Genomic DNA, 21,904 nt, shown 5'->3' with positions numbered 1-21,904 from the left:
GCATCAGCGGCCTTCATATTAGGTAAGGGCTACGACAAGATTTAAGGTGCGGGGAAGGTATAGCGGGTATGGATTGCTTCCAGTGCATCCAGTACTTCCTGACTCAGCACGATATTTTGGCTATCAATATTACTTTTCAGTTGTTCCAGCGACGTTGCGCCGAGTAGCGTACTGGCAACAAACGGCTGTTGTCGCACAAAGGCCAGAGCCATCTGCGCCGGATCCAGCCCATGGTGTTTTGCCAGCGCCACATATTCAGCCACCGCTAATTGGGTCTGTGGCCCAGAGTAACGGGTGAAACGGCTGAACAAGGTGTTGCGTGCACCGGCAGGTTTCGCGCCATTAAGGTATTTGCCGCTCAGTGTGCCAAAAGCCAGGCTGGAATAAGCTAATAACTCAACGCCTTCGTGCTGGCTAATCTCTGCCAGACCCACTTCAAAGCTACGGTTTAACAGGCTGTAAGGGTTCTGAATAGAGACGATACGCGGTAGATCATGCTTTTCTGCCAGTTGCAGATAACGCATGACACCCCATGGTGTTTCATTGGATACCCCGATATAACGAATTTTACCGGCCCGTACTTGCTCGTTCAGGGCTTCCAGTGTTTCCAGCAAGGTCACGACGGCAGTTTGCTCGCTATAGCGATAATTCAGCTTACCGAAACAGTTTGTTTCCCGCTGAGGCCAATGTAACTGATAAATATCAAGATAATCGGTATTAAGGCGCTTAAGGCTCTCTTCCAGCGCGATGCGGATATTCTTTCGATCCAATGCCATATTCGGGCGAATGGGTTGATCATCACCGCGTGATGGCCCGGAGACTTTACTGGCTAAAATAATTTTTTCGCGGCAACCGCGTGCTTTTATCCAGCTACCAATATATTGCTCAGTCAATCCCTGAGTTTCTGGCCTTGGAGGCACCGGGTACATTTCTGCGGTATCAATCAAGTTAATACCGGCTGCAACGGCATAATCCAGTTGAGCGTGGGCATCGGCTTCACTGTTTTGCTCACCAAACGTCATGGTGCCCAGACCCAGCAGGCTTACTTCCAATGAACTGTGGGGGATACGATGATATTGCATTGCCGACCTTCCTTTGTGTCTGAATCTTGTGTCTGAAATTGTCAGGCCATACCCTTCGCTTTTGATGTTGCAGCGTTGTTAGCTGCGTTTACTCAACACCAATGATTTAGGTATAAGTCAAACCTACCTTATTCGACTATAACGAAGCGCCGGGGCAGGGGGAAGAGCGCAAAGTAAAAGTGGGGGGAAAAAACGGGATATAAAGTATCAGCGAGATATAGAACATTCCGCTTTAATTAATCACGACTACCGTATTAATCATTATTAACGTATCAATCAGTGTAATGAATTAATGACCATAATAGGAATGACTGGATTATAGCAAAAAGTGACGAGCCAGCATCGGAGCGGTTAGTGTTTTCTTCAGATAAAAACCACGTGGCAAGGTCATGATAGGCTGCCCAAATTCGCCGATTGCTTCTGTTAATGCCCGGCTATTGGCTGCTTTGGGGCGCAATTGTAACACCTGACCATGGCGGGCCGTGATGCTTTCGACTTTACCCAAAACAATCAGATCCATGAGTTCTTCCCAATCGCGGCGCAGTAACTCTTCCTCTTCTACATTAGGGCTCCACAGCAGCGGAGCACCGATTCTGCGTTCTGCTAACGGAATATGACGTTCACCTTCGACGGGCACCCATAACACTCTGGCAAGCTTATGACGCACATGGCTGCTTTCCCAGGTGACACCGCTATTCCCGGTGAGTGGTGCCACACAGACGAATGTCGTTTCCAGTGGTTTTCCTTGTGCACTGATTGGGATGGTTTTCAGCTCTATGCCGATATCGGCGAAATCCTGTTCTGGTTTACTGCCAGCGCTGGCACCTAGATAAAACTCCAGCAGCATCCCAACCCAACCTTTTACGCGTTTTAGGTCTGCTGGGATGACCCACTGGGCACGTGTCGCTAATTCACCAAGGGTAAAACCAGACAATGCCTGCGCACGTTGAAAAAGTTGATGTTCATCACTGGGGGGGGCAGGGGGTAGAGAGTAAACAGACATTCGGAAAAACTCGCTAAAAGTGGTTAAAAAGTAAGCTCAAATAAAAATGACTGCTCAAGCATTATAATCCAGTGAAACAGATAGCAATAATAGCATGATTTAAAGGAAGTTTTCTGTTCCTACCCTTAGGTAATATTCTTATTTTGGTTATCTTGTGCACCCGTTGACAGCAATAATGAACAGGATCTTATACCTATTTATCCACAGATTTATTGGATAACCTCAGTAAATTATGAATACTGGTTCAATTTACAGCCTTGACGATAGACTTTTTTGCGAGTTTTACTCTTTTTTGTGTAACTTAAACCCATTATCTGTGGATAAAAACTACATTGGTGGATCTTTAGACAGCACCCGATCGGAAACGGATATAGATCACATTACCATGCAATATATCCCTGTAGTAAACCTGTTATTCTGTTGAAATTAATGGTTTTTTTATTTTTTATTTTTTGACGTGTTTTTATATTAAAATGAGTTGTACCCGCTTTCTCCTTGAGTTCTGCACACCTATATCCACAGAAAAAGTGAATAAAATATGAAGTCCGCTCCTTGGGGTGTTTATAACTTTGCCAATATCTGTGAGTTATCCCAAAGTTATCAGGTTTAGTCGGCTGATAAGCAGTGGTTTACCGCCTGTTGCTAGTGTGAAACAATCAGAGCATCTTTGAGTTTTGAGCTTATCGAGGTAGTCCGGTGATCGATGATGATGGCTACCGCCCGAATGTGGGTATTGTAATTTGTAATCGGCAGGGTGAAGTATTGTGGGCCAGGCGCTATGGACAGCACTCTTGGCAGTTTCCTCAAGGGGGAATAAATCCCGGTGAAACACCCGAGCAGGCGATGTACCGTGAACTTTTTGAAGAAGTAGGATTGAACAAAAAAGATGTTCGGATACTGGCTTCAACCCGTAATTGGTTGCGTTACAAATTACCAAAGCGTTTGGTGCGTTGGGATACAAAGCCGGTGTGTATCGGCCAAAAACAGCGGTGGTTCTTACTACAGTTAATGTGTAACGAAGCCGATATTAATATGCAACGTAGCAGTACACCGGAATTTGATGGCTGGCGCTGGGTCAGTTACTGGTATCCGGTTCGTCAGGTGGTGTCTTTTAAACGTGATGTTTACCGTCGTGTAATGAAAGAATTTGCTGCAACCGTAATGCCTGTGCAGGAGATCGCTCCTCCACGGGTACCGCCCGCTTATCGCCGTAAAAGAGGTTAAGTTAAGCCGATCATGCTCATGCGTTTGCGAGAAGTAGTTGAGAAAGTGGCGATGGCAACTGGCCTGACGGAGGCGTTAGAGCTGTTGGTCAATGAAACCTGTCTGGCGATGGACACGGAAGTCTGTTCGATTTATCTGGCAGACAATGACCGCCGTTGTTACTACCTAATGGCGACCAGGGGGCTGAAAAAGCCCCGTGGGCGTACTATTACGCTGGCTTTTGACGAGGGGATCGTTGGGCTGGTGGGGCGTTTGGCCGAGCCAATTAATCTGGCTGATGCTCAGAGCCATCCCAGTTTTAAATATGTTCCGCAAGTCAAGGAGGAACGCTATCGGGCGTTTCTCGGGGTACCCGTCATTTACCGCCGTCAGTTGCTTGGTGTGCTGGTGGTTCAACAACGTGAGCACCGCCAGTTTGATGAGAGCGAAGAGTCGTTCATGGTCACGCTGGCAACACAGTTGGCAGGTATCCTTTCTCAATCTCAGCTAAATGCCATTTTTGGTCAGTATCGCCAAACACGGATCCGTGCATTGGCGGCGGCTCCTGGAGTGGCGGTGGCAGAAGGCTGGCAAGATATCTCACAGCCTTCGCTTGATCTGGTCTACGAGGCCTCAACGCTTGATAGCACCCTTGAACGTGAACGTCTGACTCAGGCATTGGAAGAGGCTGCGGCTGAGTTTCGCCGCTTCAGTAAGCGCTTTGCCGCCAGTTCACAAAAAGAGAGTGCGGCAATTTTTGATCTCTACTCCCACTTGCTAAATGATGCTCGCCTAAAGCGTGAGCTATTTGCGCAAATTGATGCCGGTGCGGTGGCTGAATGGGCGGTTAAACTGGTGGTTGAGGAGTTTGCTGCCCAGTTTGCCAGTCTGCAAGATACTTATATGCGCGAGCGTGCCAGTGATCTGCGGGCATTGGGCCAACGTTTATTGTTCCATCTCGATGACAGTACCTCCGGAGCCAGCCAATGGCCTGAGCGCTTTATCTTGGTTGCTGATGAACTTACTGCAACATTGCTCGCAGAGGTACCACAGGACCGTCTGGCGGGGGTTGTGGTGCGTGATGGTGCCGCCAACTCTCACGCGGCTATTTTGGTCCGTGCAATGGGCATCCCGACAGTGATGGGGGCGGATATCCAGCCTTCATTACTCAGCCAGCGGCTGTTGATTGTTGATGGTTATCGCGGCGAAGTCTTGGTTGATCCCGAGCCGGTACTGGTCAAAGAGTACCAACGGCTGGTCACCGAAGAGATTGAGCTCAGTAAACTGGCTGAAGATGATGTTGAGCAACCTGCGGCCCTGAAAAGTGGTGAGCGGATCCAGGTGATGCTAAACGCGGGTCTTAGCCCAGAACATGAACAATTACTGGGGGGAAGGGTCGATGGTGTTGGCCTGTACCGTACAGAAATACCGTTTATGCTACAAAGCGGTTTCCCATCGGAAGAAGAGCAAGTTGCGCAATACCAAGGCATGTTACAGCTTTATCCACACAAGCCCGTGACCTTGCGTACCTTGGATATCGGTGCGGATAAGCAGCTACCCTATATGCCTATCAGCGAGGAGAACCCTTGTCTGGGCTGGCGGGGTATTCGTATCACCTTGGATCAGCCCGAAATCTTTTTGATTCAGGTAAGAGCTATGCTCAGAGCTAATGCCGGGACCGGTAATTTAGGTATTTTATTGCCGATGATCACCAGTATCGAAGAGGTTGATGAAGCGAAACGTTTGATTGACCGTGCAGGTCGCGAAGTCGAGGAAATGCTCGGTTATGTGCTGCCACAACCTCGGTTGGGGGTGATGATTGAAGTTCCATCCATGATTTTCATGCTGCCTTATTTGAAGTCTCGGGTGGATTTTATCTCGGTTGGCACCAATGATCTGACGCAATATTTATTGGCCGTTGATCGCAACAATACCCGGGTCGCTTCGCTGTATGACAGCCTCCACCCAGCGATGTTACAAGTGCTTCGCCAAATTCTGATGCAGGCAACAGAGTCTGGTCTGCAAGTCAGTCTATGTGGTGAAATGGCCGGTGATCCTATGGGGGCGTTACTGCTGGTTGGGTTGGGTTACCGCAACCTCAGTATGAATGGTCGCAGTGTGGCACGCATCAAATACCTGTTACGTAATATAGAGTTGTCCGATGCACAAGCGCTGGTGGTACGGGTATTAACCGCTCAGATGACTACAGATGTGCGTCACCTAACCGCTGCATTTATGGAACGCCGTGGTTTAGGGGGGCTAATTCGGGGAGGGAAATAAAATGCTTGATGAGCATATTTTCTCGTTTCTTAGCGGATATTTTCACATTCAGGCACAGGTATTTATGTCCAGACATAGATACCCAAAGTCATTGATGTTGTAGCTATACAATATGTTGTAGCTATACAATAAATGGATGAAACCCAATGCGCTGACGTAGGTCAGTGATTTGAAGGGGCGAGAGTGGCTTACGCTGCTGCAATATCAATTAAGAAGGTAATCGTTGTTTACAGAACTTTTCCTACTGGTGCTCCCCAGAGTGGCCTTGGCCTATGCTATTATGCGCTACCTGTAGCCCTAACTGGGCAAGAACGATAGACATTTTGTGGTGATAGATGAGCAATAGCTATCTGGCGTTTCCTAAATTTGATCCGGTCATTTTCTCAATTGGTCCGGTTTCCCTCCATTGGTACGGCCTAATGTATTTGGTGGGCTTCGTGTTTGCGATGTGGCTCGCTGTCCGTCGTGCGAATAAGCCTGGTAGTGGTTGGACCAAAGAAGAAGTTGAAAACCTGCTATACGCTGGTTTCCTTGGTGTCTTTATCGGGGGGCGAGTAGGTTATGTCCTGTTCTATAACTTGCCGATGTTCCTCGATAACCCACTTTATCTGTTTAAAGTGTGGGATGGCGGTATGTCATTCCATGGCGGTTTGATTGGTGTTATTTGTGTCATGCTATGGTTTGCCCGCCGAACCAAACGCAACTTCTTCCAGGTTGCTGATTTTATTGCTCCGCTGATCCCTTTTGGTTTGGGCGCTGGGCGTCTGGGGAATTTTATCAATGCCGAACTTTGGGGCCGTGTCACTACCGATACCCCGTGGGCGATGTTATTTCCAACTTCCCGTAATACAGATATCGCCATCGTTGCTGCTGATCCTGCGAAATGGCAGGCGATATTTAATCAATACGGTGCCTTGCCGCGCCACCCCTCGCAACTGTACGAAATGATCCTCGAAGGGGTGGTGCTATTTATCATCCTGAACTTGTTTATCCGCAAGCCACGTCCTATGGGCAGTGTTTCTGGGCTGTTTTTGATTGGTTATGGTACCTTCCGCATCATTGTGGAGTGTTTCCGCCAACCAGACGAACAACTCGGCTTGTTCGAGGGCATGATCAGTATGGGGCAAATCTTGTCTGTGCCTATGATTCTGGCCGGTATTATTATGATGATTTGGGCATATCGCCGTCCTACGCAAAAAAATTCGTGAGGTAACATGAAACAGTATCTGGATTTGATGAAAAAAGTGCTGGAAGAAGGCACTCCTAAAGCTGACCGTACCGGTACCGGCACTCTGTCAATTTTTGGGCATCAGATGCGTTTCAATTTACAAGACGGTTTCCCATTGGTCACCACCAAGCGTTGCCACCTACGTTCGATTATCCATGAGTTGTTATGGTTCCTGAATGGCGATACCAATATTGCTTATCTGAAGGAAAATAATGTCTCAATCTGGGATGAATGGGCAGATGAGAACGGCGATCTTGGTCCGATTTATGGTAAACAATGGCGTGCTTGGGGCGCTGCTGATGGCCGAAAAATTGACCAGTTGAGTAACGTAGTCAATCAACTGAAGCAGGACCCTGATTCGCGCCGGATTATTGTTTCTGCGTGGAATGTGGGCGAACTGGATCAAATGGCATTAGCACCATGCCATGCCTTTTTCCAGTTCTACGTAGCTGATGGCAAACTTTCTTGCCAACTGTACCAACGCTCTTGCGATGTGTTCCTTGGCTTGCCATTTAACATTGCCAGCTATGCGTTATTAGTTCATATGATGGCGCAGCAGTGTGATCTGGCCGTAGGCGATTTTGTCTGGACGGGCGGGGATACTCACTTGTATAGCAACCATATTGACCAGACGCATCTGCAATTGAGCCGCGAGCCACGAGCATTACCGAAACTGGTGATCAAACGTAAACCCGATTCGTTGTTTGACTACCATTTCGATGACTTTGACATTGAGGGCTATGATCCTCACCCTGGCATTAAAGCTCCTATCGCGATTTAATCTTCATACCGGAGCTGTAATGGCTCCGTTTTGTGCCTCTTACCCTCCTTATCTCTTTGACACCTTTTTATCCTTATATTTTCTATTTCTCCCGGTCACCCGATAAACATGCGAGTCGTATCGCAAACCTCCCTGTATTTCTGTATCCATTGATTATGTTTTGCGTACCCTTTCCAGTCCCGGAAGCTTGCCTCTGGATCTCAAATTTCAGCAACGTAAACTCACGGCATGAAAACCTATAGCATAAAAACCGGCAAGCTATTACCAAAGGCACCTTTGCTTAGAAAGCAAAAAGTTTTTATAAAACAAAGATCACTAATAAAACAAAGAGGAATAAGCCTAATCGAACTGTTAGTAGTCATTACATTGGTCAGTGTCATGACCTTATGGGGAGGACAAAGCTGGCATCATTACCGACAGCGGGCAAAGCTTGCCGATAGTGCTCGCCAATTGCTCGCTTTCTTAACTCACTTACAGGCAGAAGCTAATCGCAATAACCGTACTGCCATATTGTGGGCCCAACCGGATGGGCAAGGGTGTTTGGGGAGTGGTAATAAACCTACCCCTCCCTGTACCGGGCTGGCTGGGTCGCTATTTATCCCGCCTTACCGTGATATTGCAATAACGCTCCCGCTACAAAAAGAGATGGGTTTTTATGGCGTTCGAAATACAGCCCAAGCGGGTAACATCATACTCAGTAGCCCAGCAGGACGTATTCGCCTGGTTATCTCGAGCCGTGGGCGACTAAGGTTATGTAGTGAACAACAATCAATGGCAGGTATCCATTTATGCCTTTAGTGGTCAATATGTTGCCCGCCCCACTCAACACGCAGCCAACACGAGTCGCTGGTTTTACCCTACCTGAAATGATGCTGGCGCTAAGTTTCGGTAGTCTGATAGCGCTGAGCACAGCACAGGTCATGCCCAAATTAGGCCAACAAATTTCGGTGTTGCAACAGCATTATCGCCTGGAATTAGTGATGAATCAGGCTATGGGGGCTATGGAAAAAGATCTGCGCAGAGCGGGTTTTTGCCACGGAGAATGTCAGGGAGAGGCCATAACAACAGATAATTATCTCGGTGAAACGGCTCACTCTTGTCTGATTGTTGCTTATGATCTTAATCGCAATGGGAGATGGGAAGGGGCGAAACATCAAGAGTCAGAATATTTTGGTTATCGGCTGCGTAATAAAGCGTTAGAAAGTCAGCGCGGCGAACTGAACTGCCATGGCCGTGGTTGGGAAAAACTGTTTGATCCACGTGATGTTACTGTGACTCACTTTTCCGTAACCCCGCTATCTAGGCAGCTCTTCAGATTACGGCTGGTGGGGCATAAAACGGGTCATTCAGCTATCCACCATCAGGTGATTTATCTTATCCGTGGGAATAATGTATGACGCAGGTATTTCAACGAGGCAGCAGTACCTTGGCAGCGGTTATGGTACTTTTTTCTTTAGGGTTATTTTGGCTATCAGCGATACATCGGCAATTAGATAATATTCAGCAAATTACCGGAGAGGAACAACGCTATTTACGGGCTTATAATCAAGCTGAATCATCGCTCAACTGGGGGAGCAGCCAGCGCTGGGCACTTAGAATACCTTGGCAGGTAGGCTCAGCGTGGCATTGCATGGCACATCAGGAACTCGGCTTAAAAGCTTGCGTTAAGCGGTCATCACTGGCGGGGTTTTTTATTCTCAAAGGAGAGAGCCTTCCGCTTGGGTCGCTCTCCCCGCTGATGCTTTACCAACGTGTTAAACTGAAGGCGATAACAGGGAGTTCGGGGAATTATCAGTTGATTCACACGCCTCATGGTTGGTTGGATTTTTGTCCTGATAAGGATGCACAATTTTGCCTCGATTAATAACCAAACGCGCTTATGGACACACGATTTCAGTGGAGACCAGCGGTTTCAACCTGCGTCACCTACGTGGATTCAGCTTACTGGAAGTTTTGATTGCCGCATTATTTTTCTCAATCTCACTACTGGGGCTACTGCAATACCATCAGGTACTCTTACAAGGCTTTGCCTCCTCATGGCAACAACGGCAAGCTTGGTCGTGGTTGCATCAATATATTGAGAGTCAGAGCGGCACCGACCCCGAAGAACGGTGGGCACCTGAAGTGAAACCAGGTTGGCACTATCGCCAATTTATCGATCGCATTGAGGGGGATTGCCGGGAATTTAGCGTCAAGTTGATAACCCGCCAAGACTCGTCAGTAGAATTAAGCCGATGGTTTTGTTCAACCCGAATTATTTAGGGTATGTATTACCGATAACCTATTGCGCAGACTCATTATCAAGTTAGAGTATTCAACCTCAGGAACTATCCATAAGCGATAATAGGTTGATGTAATCACTTTTGGATATTATCCAACGTGCCTTAAGGGAGTCACCATGTTCACGGTTTATCATTCTAATCAATTGGATTTACTCAAAGCGCTCACCACTGCGCTGATAGAAAGAGAACCGTTGGATAATCCTTTCCAGCAAGAAGTGGTGTTAGTACAAAGCCCCGGAATAGCCCAATGGTTGCAAATGCAACTGGCTCAACAGTTCAGTATTGCTGCCAATATAGCGTTTCCTCTACCGGCTACTTTTATCTGGGACATGTTTACTCGCGTTCTGCCTGATATTCCTAAAGAAAGTGCATTCAGCAAAGATGCCATGACATGGAAACTTATGTGGCTACTGCCAGATTTATTGGAGAACCCACTATTTTCTCCCATGAAGCGTTATTTAAGTGATGATGGGGATCGGCGTAAAATTCACCAGCTCGCGGCACGGGTGGCAGATCTTTTTGACCAATATCTGGTGTATCGCCCAGAATGGCTGGAAAGTTGGGAACGTGGGCAATTGATTGAGGGGCTTGATGATGCACAGCAATGGCAAGCATTACTGTGGGGTGAACTGACCCGTTATACTCGCCAATTGGAACAACCGGAATGGCACCGGGCAAACCTCTATCAGCGTTTTATCCACCAACTACTCAAGTCGGACGTTTGCCCGCAAGGGTTACCGAAACGGGTATTTATTTGTGGTATATCGGCGTTGCCCCCCATCTATTTACAGGCCCTGCAAGCATTGGGTAAACACATTGATATTCATTTGATGTTTACTAACCCCTGCCGTTATTTCTGGGGAGATATTCAAGATTATGCTTTCCTCGCTAAATTACAAAGCCGTAAACGTCGGCATTACCGTGAATCGATTGAACTAAGTCTGTTTCGCAACCCGCAGCAGGCAGAGCAACTATTTAATACAGATGGTGAGCAGAACCTCAGTAACCCACTATTGGCCTCATGGGGGCGATTAGGGCGGGATCACATGTATTTGCTCTCTCAAATTGATGAGATTCAAGAGGTTCATGCTTTTGTTGATATCGAGCCAGATAATCTTTTGCATGGCATTCAACACGATATGCTGGAGTTGGAAGATCACGCAGTTATTGGCACAACCCCAGAAACCTTAACGTGTAGTGATCAAAAACGCCGATTAGATCTGGAGGACCGCTCACTTAGCTTACATGTCTGCCACAGCCCACAGCGAGAAGTTGAGGTGCTGCAAGATCATTTACTTGGGCTATTAGCCGCAGATCCTGAATTGACCCCGCGCGACATCATTGTGATGGTGGCGGATATCGACAGTTATGCACCATACATTCAAGCTGTATTTGGTAATGCTCCGTCTGAGCGTTATCTGCCGTTTGCGATTTCTGATCGCAAAGCCAGCCAGGCACATCCTGCGTTACACGCCTTTATTACCCTACTTGATTTACCCCAGAGCCGCTTTACCGCTGAGCAAGTATTGGCACTGTTGGAAGTCCCTGCCTTAGCCACCAAATTTGGTATCACTGAAGATGGTTTAAGGCGCTTGCGGCAATGGGTAGGGGAATCAGGCATTCGTTGGGGATTGGATGATGATAATGTGCGGGAGTTATCCTTGCCTGCGACGGGTCAACACACATGGCGTTTTGGCTTAACCCGGATGCTATTGGGTTATGCAATGGACAGTGCCGCAGGGGATTGGCAAGGTATCCTGCCTTACGATGAATCCAGTGGGCTGGCAGCAGAACTCGCCGGGCAATTGGCCGATATGCTGATGCACCTGAGTCAATGGCGGCAACAATTAAGTCAACCCCGAAAACTCAGCGAATGGTTACCAATATGTCGCCAATTATTGGATACGTTCTTCGATCAAGACAATGATACTGAAGCCGTTCTGGTGTTGATTGAACAACAGTGGCAGAAGGTGATCGGCTACGGTATTGCAGCCAAATATCCAGACGTTGTACCACTCAATCTGCTACGAGATGAATTGGCCGCACGTTTAGATAATGAACGTATTAGCCAACGTTTTCTCGCCGGGCCTATCAATTTTTGTACCTTGATGCCAATGCGTTCCATCCCATTTAAAGTGGTTTGTCTATTGGGCATGAATGATGGGGTATACCCGAGAACGTTGCCCCCACAGGGATTTGATCTAATGGCCAAGAAGGTTCGTCGTGGTGACCGCAGCCGCCGCGACGATGATCGCTATTTGTTCCTAGAGGCTCTGTTATCTGCTCAGCAGCAGCTTTATATCAGCTACATTGGGCGTTCTATTCAAGACAACAGTAAGCGTTATCCTTCAGTGTTGGTAAGCGAATTAATTGAATATGTCGCACAAAGCTATCATTTACCTGGCGATGAAAAGCTCAGTGCTGATGGCAGTGCTCAACGGGTAATGCAGCACTTATTATGTTGGCATGCTCGTATGCCATTCTCCGCTGAAAATTTCATTAAAAATAGCGAATTACAGAGCTATGCTGCTGAATGGCTGCCTTCTGCCGAGTCCAAGGGGCATGCACACCCAGATTTCAACCAACCGCTACAGGCTGAGCCGCTGCCTGAGATCACACTAGATGAATTAGTGCGTTTTTACCGACATCCCGTGAGAGCATTTTTCCAACTGCGGTTAGGGGTTAATTTTGTTATTGAAGAAACAGAATTACCTGATGAAGAGCCATTTACCTTGGATAACCTTAGCCGTTATCAATTTAATACCCAGCTACTTAATGCGCTGATAGATGAAGACGATATTAATAGAGTTTTTGCCAGAGCCAGAGCTGCCGGCGTACTGCCTTATGGGTCTTTTGGTGAACTTTATTGGGAGAGCCAACAAGATGAGATGGTACCCTTGGCTGAACAAATCCGCAGTGAACGTAAAGAGAATCACAGTATTGAACTCAACATTGAATTCGCAGATACCACGGTTACGGGATGGATTCATCAGGTTCAGGACGATGGTTTAGTCCGTTGGCGGCCATCAATATTAACCGCCGTCGATGGCCTTTTATTGTGGCTTGAACATCTCGTGTATTGTGCAGCGGGTGGTGAGGGAGAAAGCCGGATATATGGACGTAAAGGAACCGCCTGGCGTTATGCCCCCATGACGGCTGATGAAGCCCGGCCTTATTTACTACAACTCATTGAAGGTTATCAAAAAGGTTTATGTGAGCCACTGATGCTCTTGAGTAAAAGTGGATGGGCATGGTTGAGCCAATGCTTTGATCGCGAGTCCGGCCAAATTTTGTGGGACGAAGAGACGCAAGGTAAAGCACGGATGAAACTTTTACAGGTTTGGCAAGGTGATCAGAGAGTCACTGGCGAAGGTGAAGACCACTATATACAAAGGGTCTGCAGACGAATGGATAACCAACATTTGGACATGATTTTATATGAAACTGAACGTTATTTATTACCGATAGCTCGCCATAATAAGGCGTGAAGAACGCTTGTTGTCAGTTCAATACAATAAAGCTAATACGTACTTTAGTGACCATTCTTATGAAGCTAGTGGAGAAATGGAATGCATAAACAGCTTGCCCGCATTGTCGGTATCGTTTTCTTATTAGGTTTACTGGCTCCATTGAGCTGGGCTGCAACTCCCGCGTGGCAACCTTTGGCGGAAACCATTTACAAAAGTGAACATGACTTACGTAAATATCAGGCAATAAAATTATCCAATGGCATGACAGTGCTACTGGTTTCCGATACACAAGCCCCTAAATCTTTGGCGGCTTTAGCGCTACCGATAGGGTCACTGGAAGACCCAGATAATCAGCTAGGTTTGGCCCATTACCTAGAGCATATGGTGCTCATGGGGTCCAAGCATTTCCCTGAACCTGGCAGTTTTTCTGAATTTCTGAAAAAGCACGGAGGGAGCCATAATGCGAGCACGGCTTCTTACCGAACCGCTTTCTATCTTGAAATTGAAAATGATGCATTAGCCCCTGCGGTTGAGCGGTTGGCGGATGCCATTGCCGAACCTTTGTTAGACCCCATTAACGCGGATCGTGAGCGTAATGCTGTCAATGCTGAATTGACGATGGCCCGTTCACGCGATGGTATGCGTATGGCGCAAGTTAATGCAGAAACGCTTAACCCGGCACATCCAAGCGCACGTTTTTCTGGTGGTAACCTTGAAACTCTTAGGGACAAGCCAGATGGCAAGCTACATGATGAATTGGTTAGCTTCTATCACCGCTACTATTCTGCAAATATCATGGTGGGGGTGTTGTACAGCAACCAATCATTAGAGCAGCTAGCACAATTAGCCGCAGACACCTTCGGTCGTATCCCTAATAGGGATGCAAAAGTACCAACGATTACTGTCCCGGTCGTTACACCTGACCAAACGGGGATCATTATTCATTATGTTCCAGCCCAACCCCGTAAACAGCTAAAAGTAGATTTCCGCATTGCGAACAATAGTGTGGATTTTCGTAGTAAAACAGATACCTATATTAGTTATTTGATCAGTAATCGCAGTAAAAACACCTTATCTGACTGGCTACAAAAACAAGGGCTGGCAGATGCAATCAATGCGGGCGCTGACCCAATGTTGGATAGAAATGGGGGGGTGTTCTCTATCACTGTCTCGCTAACCGATAAGGGGCTGGCACAACGTGATGTTGTAGTCGCGGCAATTTTTGATTACATCAATATGCTGCATAAAGAGGGGATTAAAAAAAGCTATTTCGATGAAATTGCACATGTATTGAATCTCGATTTCCGTTATCCCTCTATCACCCGTGATATGGACTATATCGAATGGCTCGTGGATATGATGTTACGAGTTCCTGTTGCACATACGCTTGATGCGCCTTATCTGGCTGATCAGTATGATCCCAAAGCTATTGCGTCCCGATTGGCCGAGATGACGCCTGAAAATGCCCGTATTTGGTTTGTCAGCCCTGAAGAACCGCACAACAAAGTCGCTTATTTTGTCGATGCACCTTATCAGGTTGATAAAATAGGCGCACAGCGGATGAAAGAATGGCAGCAACTAGGGCAAAAAATTGCGCTAAGTTTGCCAGCACTTAACTCGTATATTCCTGATAATTTCACTCTGATCAAAGCAGATAAGAACATTACCCGCCCACAGAATGTGGCAGACCAGCCAGGATTACGGGTGTTCTACATGCCAAGTCAGTATTTTGCTGACGAACCAAAAGCCGATATTACGGTTGCTTTCCGCAACCCTCATGCATTGGACTCAGCTCGCCATCAGGTGCTTTTTGCCCTGACGGATTACCTTGCGGGTCTCTCACTTGACCAACTGAGTTACCAGGCCTCTATTGGCGGGATCAGTTTCTCTACCGCACCGAACAATGGTTTGTATGTTAATGCTGATGGCTTTACACAGCGTATGCCGCAGTTACTGACATCTTTGGTTGCAGGCTATGCCAGTTTTACACCAACAGAAGAGCAATTGGTGCAGGCCAAATCTTGGTATCGTGAGCAATTAGACGTGGCAGAGAAAGGCAAAGCTTATGAGTTGGCTATTCAGCCCGCTAAGCTGCTATCTAATGTGCCTTATTCGGAGCGAAGTGAGCGACGTAAACTACTTGATAGCATCAGTGTGCAGGATGTGCTGACCTATCGGGATGATTTACTGAAACAGTCTGCGATAGAAGTTTTGGCCGTGGGCAATATGACAGCCGAACAAGTCACAGAACTCACTGAATCGCTGAAAAAACAGCTGAATTTAATCGGAACGACTTGGTGGGTCGGTGAAGATGTCATCATTGAGAAAACACAGTTGGCCAATATGGAACGGGTCGGCAGTAGTTCTGACGCAGCTTTGGCGGCAGTCTATGTCCCTACTGGCTATACAGAAATTGCTGGTGTAGCACGTAGCGCCTTGTTAGGGCAGATCATTCAACCATGGTTCTACGATCAATTACGCACAGAAGAACAGCTTGGTTATGCCGTATTTTCTTTCCCAATATCGGTTGGTCATCAATGGGGTATCGGCTTCTTACTGCAAAGTAACAGTAAGGAACCTAATTATCTTTACCAGCGATACCTCGCGTTCTATCCACAAGCTGAAAAACGCCTGCGCGAAATGAAGCCCGATGATTTTGAACAATATAAGCAGGGGCTGGTCAATCAATTATTGCAAAGGCCACAGACATTAGATGAAGAGGCTGGGCGCTACAGTAATGACTTCAATCGCAATAACTTTGCATTTGATAGCCGTGAGAAGATGATTGCTCAAGTGAAACAGCTTACTGCTAATGAACTGGCGGATTTCTTCCAGCAAGCGGTAATTAAACCACAAGGTCTGGCACTGCTTTCTCAAGTTAAAGGTCAGGGGCAGGCCGGAGGGTTCGCGGTACCGGAGGGATGGAAAACTTATCCTACCACCTCCTCTTTACAGGCTACGCTGCCGCAGAAGGTATTGGCTCCATGACACCCACGACTCCCCAGCGGCTTGAACCGCTGACGCTTCCCCTATATGGCGAGAGGCTGATAGAAGCCTCTGCCGGTACTGGTAAGACATTTACCATCGGGGTCCTTTATCTTAGATTGTTGCTTGGGTTAGGGGGTGATGCTGCATTCCTTCGCCCTTTAATGGTGGAGGAGATCCTTGTGGTGACCTTTACTGAAGCTGCGACCGAAGAGCTCAGGGGGCGAATTCGCGATAATATCCATGGGTTGCGTATCGCTTGCGTACGGGGAGTCAGTGATGACCCAATGCACCAGGCTCTATTAGCCGAAATCACCGATTTGGCCGCCGCCGCCGCGCAATTATTGGCGGCTGAGCGTCAGATGGATGAAGCCGCGATTTACACTATTCATGGCTTCTGTCAAAGAATGCTGGCAAATAACGCTTTTGAATCCGGCATTTTGTTTGAACAAACGTTAGTTCAGGATGAACTCCCATTATGGCGGCAGGCCTGTGCTGACTTTTGGCGGCGTCATTGTTATCCGCTTCCCTTAGTCATCGCACGGGCAGTAAGTCAGGAGTGGAGCGGGCCGGAGGCATTACTCAGTGATCTGAGTGCTTACTTACAAGGTGAAACGCCAAAGTTTCGGCAAGCGCCCGGTGACGATGAAACGATCCTCAGCCGCCATCAGCACGTTGTGACACAGATTGATGCACTCAAAGCAGAGTGGCGTTTAGCCGCCTCTGAATTAGAAGCGTTAATTAGTCGTTCTGGCGTTGATAAACGCAGTTATAGCAGCAAGCACTTACCTAACTGGCTGGAAAAGGTAGGATTATGGGCGGAGCAGGAAACGGAAGATTATCAATTACCTAAAGAACTGGAAAAATTTCGCCAGTCGGTGTTATTAGAGAAAACCAAGAAGGGGGCCGCTCCACAACATACTTTATTTAGTGCTATAGACTCGATATTTGAGCAGCCCCTAACGTTGAGGGATCTTATTTTAGCCCGAGCCATCGGCGAAATACGGTTTTCTGTACAGCAGGAAAAACGGCAGCGTGCTGAGCTGGGGTTTGATGACTTACTCAGTAAGTTAGATGCCGCATTACAGCAATCGGGTGGCGAGTTGCTCGCCCAATCTATTCGTGCCCGCTATCCCGTTGCAATGATTGATGAATTCCAGGATACCGATCCACAACAATACCGCATTTTCCACACCGTTTATGGTGGGCAAGAAGGGTACGCTTTATTGTTGATTGGTGATCCTAAACAGGCTATTTATGCTTTTCGTGGTGCAGATATATTTACCTATATTCGTGCCCGTTCAGAAGTAAGCGCCCACTACACATTGGAAACTAACTGGCGCTCTTCTTTTCCCATGGTGCAATCAGTGAACAGGCTATTTAGTCTGGTTAATACGCCTTTCTTATTTGAGCAGATCCCCTTTATTAAGGTCGCTGCCGCCGAAAAGAACCATGATTTATCCTTTGAAATTAAAGGAGAAAAACAACCCGCGCTACACTTTTGGCTGCAACCCGGTGACGGTGTTGGTGTAAGTGAGTACCAACAATCAATGGCTAGACAATGTGCAGCACAAATTCGTGATTGGTTGACTGCAGGTCAGCAGGGGCAAGCAGCACTACTGACCACGAAAGGACCAAAACCGGTTCAGGCATCAGATATAACCATACTGGTGCGTAGCCGGGTAGAGGCCGCATTGATACGTGATGCGCTCAGTGCGCTGGCGATCCCATCGGTCTATTTATCTAATCGTGACAGTGTCTTTGATACTACAGAAGCAAAAGATCTCTTGTGGATACTGCAAGCCGTGTTAGCACCAGAGCAGGAACGTGCACTACGTAGTGCTATGGCTACGGGTATCTTGGGGTTGGATGCAAGAATGTTGGATGAGTTAAATCACGATGAGCGAGCCTGGGATGCGCTGGTCGATGAGTTTGATCACTATCACCATCATTGGCAGCGACGTGGGGTATTACCCATGCTGCGGGAGATGATGGCCCGCCGCCATTTAGCTGAAAACTTGTTGGCGACACCCGGTGGGGAGCGTCGGCTGACAGATTTACTACATCTGGGGGAATTACTACAAGAGGCCGCCTCGCAACTGGATAGTGAGCACGCACTAATTCGCTGGTTAGCACAGCAAATCGCCCGACCTAATCCCCAGTCAGATAGTCAACAATTACGCTTGGAAAGTGATCGTCATTTGGTTCGAGTGGTTACTATCCATAAATCGAAAGGGTTGGAATATCCATTGGTTTGGTTGCCTTTTATCGGTAATTTCCGGCAACAACAAAATGTGCTTTACCATGACCGACATAGCTTTGAGGCTTTACTTGATCTTAATGCTGATGAAGAAAGCCAGGCTTTAGCTGAAGAAGAACGTCTGGCTGAGGATTTACGGCTATTGTATGTCGCGTTGACGCGTTCGGTTTATCATTGCAGCGTGGGCATTGCACCGCTGATTAAAGGTGGCAGGAAAAAGCAAGGCGAGAGCGATATGCATCGCAGTGCGTTAGGCTATTTGATCCAGCATGGTCAACCTAGTGATGCTCATTATCTAAGAGAAAAGTTAACTGACTTAGCGCTCTCATCTAATGGCGATATTTGCGTTTCGCCTGTTGAGCCATCTGATGATAAACCTTGGCAACCACAGCCTAAAGCCTTGCCTGAACTTACTGCACGTCATTTTACCCGGCAAATGCAAGATTATTGGCGCATAACCAGCTATTCCGGGTTACAGCAGTCTAGCTCCACAAAGAAGCTATATGGCTCCACAACAGGGGACGTATCGCAAGCTCTGGGCGCGCCATTACAGGTGTTGCTGCCACGGTTGGATATTGATGCCGTAGGTGAACAGGCGGTGGTGACAGAAGGCCATTTAACACCTCATACCTTCCCTCGGGGGGCGGCCCCAGGGACTTTCTTACATGATTTGCTTGAGCCATTAGATTTCAGTCAACCGATTGAACTGGAGTGGTTATCTGAGCGGTTACAGCTACAGGGTTTTAGCGAACAGTGGGCACCCGTGTTACACCAATGGCTAAATGATATTGTGCAAACGCCACTTAATGATACTGGGGCCACTTTGGCTGGGTTGTTGCCAGAGAGCAAACAGGCAGAGCTACAATTTTATCTACCAATCGATAGCCTGCTACGTGCTGAGGTATTAGACCGTTTAATCAAACAGTATGATCCTCTCTCTCGACAGTGTCCTGCATTGGATTTTCAACAGGTTAGAGGGATGCTCAAAGGATTTATTGACTTGGTTTTTTGCTGGCAGGGGCGATATTACTTACTGGATTACAAATCCAACTGGTTGGGTGAAGACAGTAGTGCTTATACCGTTGAGGCGATGACGCAAGCGATGGCTGAACATCGCTATGATCTGCAATATCAACTTTATACTTTGGCTTTACACCGCTATTTACGCCATCGCTTGGCAGATTATGACTATCAACGCCACTTTGGTGGGGTTATTTATCTCTTCTTGCGCGGCGTTGGTCAGCAGCATCCAGGGCACGGTATTTTTAATTGCCGGCCTGAACAGAAACTGATTGAAGAAATGGATCACTTATTCAGTGGCACAATCGGCAGTAACGCAATTGCTAGTGACAACAACTGTAGCAACGCCATCCACAGCGACGAGAGGGCATCACGATGATGACGTTATTGGCTCAGGCTGCTCGAGACCGCTTATTGCGCCCACTGGATGTGCAGTTTTCACGAATGATTGCCGGTGATGATAACCCGCAGTTACAACTGGTCGCCGCGATCCTTAGTGCAGAAGCAGGGGCCGGTCATGTTTGCCTGCCATTACATTATTTGCAGCCAGAACTGTTATTTGGTGGGCGGCAACCCGATTTATCACTGGCGCTATGGCAGGCGGCGGGTTCTCCAGATAGAACGCAGTGGCTACAGGCATTACAAAACTCCGCGGTAGTCAGTGATGGCTCGCAACCAACACCATTAGTGCTACAGCAGGAACGTTTATATCTGCAACGAATGTGGCAGTACGAAGGAGATGTTGTCCAATTTATTGCCAGTGACTCTGTTTTTATGAACAGAGATAGTGATTTTATGGCCAGTAAAGGTATTGCCACTTCTGTTGATGAATCGCTATTACGGGAGACGCTAGACGCTTTGTTTGGTTGTGCTGGTAGTGAGGTTGATTGGCAAAAAGTGGCGGCAGCGGTTGCGGCTACCCGTAGAATTTCAGTTATTTCCGGCGGGCCGGGCACGGGGAAAACCACCACAGTTGCCAAACTTTTGACGGCATTGATACGGCTTAGCCAGGGGCAACGTTTACGTATTCAACTTGCTGCACCAACCGGTAAAGCCGCTGCACGTCTTACTGAATCACTGGGCAAAGCTATTCGGCAACTCTCTCTTACTGATGATGAACGTAAATTATTCCCTGATCAGGCTTCGACTTTGCACCGCTTACTGGGTGCTCAGCCCAATAGCCAGCGCCTGCGTTACCACCGTGGTAATCCATTAAGTCTTGATGTACTGGTCGTTGATGAAGCATCAATGGTTGATTTACCTATGATGGCGCGCTTAATTGCGGCCTTACCTGCCAAGGCCAGGGTGATATTCCTTGGTGACCGTGACCAACTGGCATCTGTTGAGGCGGGGGCAGTTCTAGGTGATATCTGCCGTTTTGCCGAATTAGGTTACAGCGAGCAACGGGCACAGCAATTAACTCAGTTAACGGGCTATTTGTTAACTAATGATGTATTAGCCAGTAAAGTGCAGCCAGATGAAACCTATTCTGATTCAGCGAATGTACGCGATAGCTTGTGTTTACTGCGTAAAAGTTACCGTTTCGATGAAAAGTCGGGAGTTGGGCAGCTTGCTCTGGCAGTTAATGCAGGGGAGTATCGGCATGCTTTATCCGTATTAAACGGTGCATATTCTGATGTTGAACGCTTCCCTCTGGTCGATGAGGAAGATTATCAGGTACTTTTGGAGGCTTGTGCTGTGGGCTATCAGCATTACCTCGAGCGGGTGGCTGCGTTAGCACCTGCGGCAGAGGTACTGGCAGCATTTGGCCGTTATCAACTTCTGTGCGCATTACGGTCTGGGCCATTCGGTGTCAGTGGCTTAAACGAACGCATTGAACAGGTTTTACATCGTAAAGGATTCATTATCCGTTCACCAGGGCCTTCTGGCCGTTGGTATGTTGGGCGGCCAGTGATGATAGAACTTAATGACAGCGCACTTGGTTTATTCAACGGAGATATTGGTATTGCCTTACATGACAGTGAAGGCGAGCTACGGGTATATTTTCAATTGCCCGATGGCAATATAAAGTCAGTGCAACCTAGTCGCCTCCCCAGCCATGAAACCGCTTATGCCATGACGGTTCACAAATCGCAGGGTTCAGAGTTTGAACACACAGCATTGGTACTACCTAACACGTTTATGCCGGTGTTAACCCGTGAATTGGTCTATACCGCAATTACCCGCGCCCGCCAACATTTGACGCTTTATTGCAGCGATGCCGTGCTAAGTAATGCGATACGCACACCGACTCTCCGGCTGAGCGGGCTAGTTGATCGCTTGAATAAATTAAATCGCCAATAACCTCAG

At 47.6% G+C, this 21,904-nt stretch carries 14 protein-coding genes; 12 read left to right on the top strand and 2 right to left on the bottom strand.

Going from position 1 to position 21,904, the window contains the following annotated elements:
- Positions 1–41: 41 nt before the first annotated feature.
- Together AC971_RS08260 and mutH are read right to left on the bottom strand one after the other, a co-directional pair.
- Positions 42–1,082 (bottom strand): NADP(H)-dependent aldo-keto reductase, encoded by a 1,041-nt coding sequence (locus AC971_RS08260; RefSeq protein ID WP_025381027.1) that lies wholly within the window; start codon positions 1,080–1,082, stop codon positions 42–44.
- A 316-nt stretch (positions 1,083–1,398) separates the two neighbouring features.
- A complete protein-coding gene (mutH, locus tag AC971_RS08255) occupies positions 1,399–2,085 on the bottom strand; it encodes a DNA mismatch repair endonuclease MutH (protein WP_025381026.1) in 687 nt (228 codons plus the stop codon).
- Between the two features lie 696 nt (positions 2,086–2,781).
- On the opposite strand from mutH, the gene rppH reads away from it, so the two are divergent.
- From rppH to recD, 12 genes are all read left to right on the top strand, one after another.
- Positions 2,782–3,309: an RNA pyrophosphohydrolase gene (rppH, locus tag AC971_RS08250; RefSeq protein ID WP_025381025.1), complete on the top strand. Its 528-nt coding sequence runs from the start codon at positions 2,782–2,784 to the stop codon at positions 3,307–3,309.
- 12 nt (positions 3,310–3,321) lie between these two features.
- Complete coding sequence (ptsP, locus tag AC971_RS08245; RefSeq protein WP_025381024.1) at positions 3,322–5,568, top strand: phosphoenolpyruvate--protein phosphotransferase; 2,247 nt, start codon at positions 3,322–3,324, stop codon at positions 5,566–5,568.
- 335 nt (positions 5,569–5,903) lie between these two features.
- Positions 5,904–6,776 (top strand): prolipoprotein diacylglyceryl transferase, encoded by an 873-nt coding sequence (lgt, locus tag AC971_RS08240; RefSeq protein WP_025381023.1) that lies wholly within the window; start codon positions 5,904–5,906, stop codon positions 6,774–6,776.
- Between the two features lie 6 nt (positions 6,777–6,782).
- On the top strand, positions 6,783–7,577 hold the full coding sequence (gene thyA, locus AC971_RS08235; protein WP_011192873.1) for a thymidylate synthase: 795 nt from the start codon (positions 6,783–6,785) through the stop codon (positions 7,575–7,577).
- A gap of 228 nt (positions 7,578–7,805) precedes the next feature.
- Positions 7,806–8,375 carry a prepilin peptidase-dependent protein gene (locus AC971_RS08230; protein WP_025381022.1) on the top strand — a complete coding sequence of 190 codons (570 nt, stop codon included), beginning with the start codon at positions 7,806–7,808 and terminating at the stop codon, positions 8,373–8,375.
- On the top strand, positions 8,366–8,974 hold the full coding sequence (locus AC971_RS08225; protein WP_025381021.1) for a prepilin peptidase-dependent protein: 609 nt from the start codon (positions 8,366–8,368) through the stop codon (positions 8,972–8,974). Before AC971_RS08230 ends, AC971_RS08225 begins: the two co-directional genes overlap by 10 nt.
- Positions 8,971–9,441, top strand: a complete 471-nt coding sequence (locus AC971_RS08220) for a YgdB family protein (protein WP_025381020.1) — start codon at positions 8,971–8,973, stop codon at positions 9,439–9,441. The genes AC971_RS08225 and AC971_RS08220 overlap by 4 nt, the downstream gene beginning before the upstream one ends.
- Positions 9,429–9,839 carry a type IV pilus modification PilV family protein gene (locus tag AC971_RS08215; protein ID WP_025381019.1) on the top strand — a complete coding sequence of 137 codons (411 nt, stop codon included), beginning with the start codon at positions 9,429–9,431 and terminating at the stop codon, positions 9,837–9,839. The genes AC971_RS08220 and AC971_RS08215 overlap by 13 nt, the downstream gene beginning before the upstream one ends.
- A gap of 136 nt (positions 9,840–9,975) precedes the next feature.
- Entirely contained in the window at positions 9,976–13,347 is a 3,372-nt protein-coding gene (gene recC / locus AC971_RS08210) for an exodeoxyribonuclease V subunit gamma (RefSeq protein ID WP_025381018.1), read from the top strand.
- Positions 13,348–13,428: 81 nt separating this feature from the next.
- On the top strand, positions 13,429–16,317 hold the full coding sequence (gene ptrA, locus AC971_RS08205; protein ID WP_025381017.1) for a pitrilysin: 2,889 nt from the start codon (positions 13,429–13,431) through the stop codon (positions 16,315–16,317).
- A complete protein-coding gene (gene recB / locus AC971_RS08200) occupies positions 16,314–19,973 on the top strand; it encodes an exodeoxyribonuclease V subunit beta (RefSeq protein WP_025381016.1) in 3,660 nt (1,219 codons plus the stop codon). Before ptrA ends, recB begins: the two co-directional genes overlap by 4 nt.
- A complete protein-coding gene (recD, locus tag AC971_RS08195) occupies positions 19,970–21,898 on the top strand; it encodes an exodeoxyribonuclease V subunit alpha (RefSeq protein WP_025381015.1) in 1,929 nt (642 codons plus the stop codon). The genes recB and recD overlap by 4 nt, the downstream gene beginning before the upstream one ends.
- Positions 21,899–21,904 lie beyond the last annotated feature (6 nt).

The sequence above is a fragment of the Yersinia similis genome (genome assembly GCF_001053095.1).
In the GTDB taxonomy this organism is placed as follows: domain Bacteria; phylum Pseudomonadota; class Gammaproteobacteria; order Enterobacterales; family Enterobacteriaceae; genus Yersinia; species Yersinia similis.
The sequence above is the reverse complement of the archived record's forward strand: the minus strand, read 5'-3'. Positions and strand labels throughout refer to the sequence as shown.

Excerpts from the sequence above, each read along its gene's own strand:
- AC971_RS08220 (WP_025381020.1), top strand. The coding sequence starts at position 8,971 with ATGACGCAGGTATTTCAACGAGGCAGCAGTACCTTGGCAGCGGTTATG.
- ptsP (WP_025381024.1), top strand. The coding sequence starts at position 3,322 with ATGCTCATGCGTTTGCGAGAAGTAGTTGAGAAAGTGGCGATGGCAACT.
- AC971_RS08260 (WP_025381027.1), bottom strand. The coding sequence starts at position 1,082 with ATGCAATATCATCGTATCCCCCACAGTTCATTGGAAGTAAGCCTGCTG.
- recB (WP_025381016.1), top strand. The coding sequence starts at position 16,314 with ATGACACCCACGACTCCCCAGCGGCTTGAACCGCTGACGCTTCCCCTA.
- recD (WP_025381015.1), top strand. The coding sequence starts at position 19,970 with ATGATGACGTTATTGGCTCAGGCTGCTCGAGACCGCTTATTGCGCCCA.
- mutH (WP_025381026.1), bottom strand. The coding sequence starts at position 2,085 with ATGTCTGTTTACTCTCTACCCCCTGCCCCCCCCAGTGATGAACATCAA.
- recC (WP_025381018.1), top strand. The coding sequence starts at position 9,976 with ATGTTCACGGTTTATCATTCTAATCAATTGGATTTACTCAAAGCGCTC.
- ptrA (WP_025381017.1), top strand. The coding sequence starts at position 13,429 with ATGCATAAACAGCTTGCCCGCATTGTCGGTATCGTTTTCTTATTAGGT.
- AC971_RS08225 (WP_025381021.1), top strand. The coding sequence starts at position 8,366 with ATGCCTTTAGTGGTCAATATGTTGCCCGCCCCACTCAACACGCAGCCA.
- AC971_RS08230 (WP_025381022.1), top strand. The coding sequence starts at position 7,806 with ATGAAAACCTATAGCATAAAAACCGGCAAGCTATTACCAAAGGCACCT.
- thyA (WP_011192873.1), top strand. The coding sequence starts at position 6,783 with ATGAAACAGTATCTGGATTTGATGAAAAAAGTGCTGGAAGAAGGCACT.
- lgt (WP_025381023.1), top strand. The coding sequence starts at position 5,904 with ATGAGCAATAGCTATCTGGCGTTTCCTAAATTTGATCCGGTCATTTTC.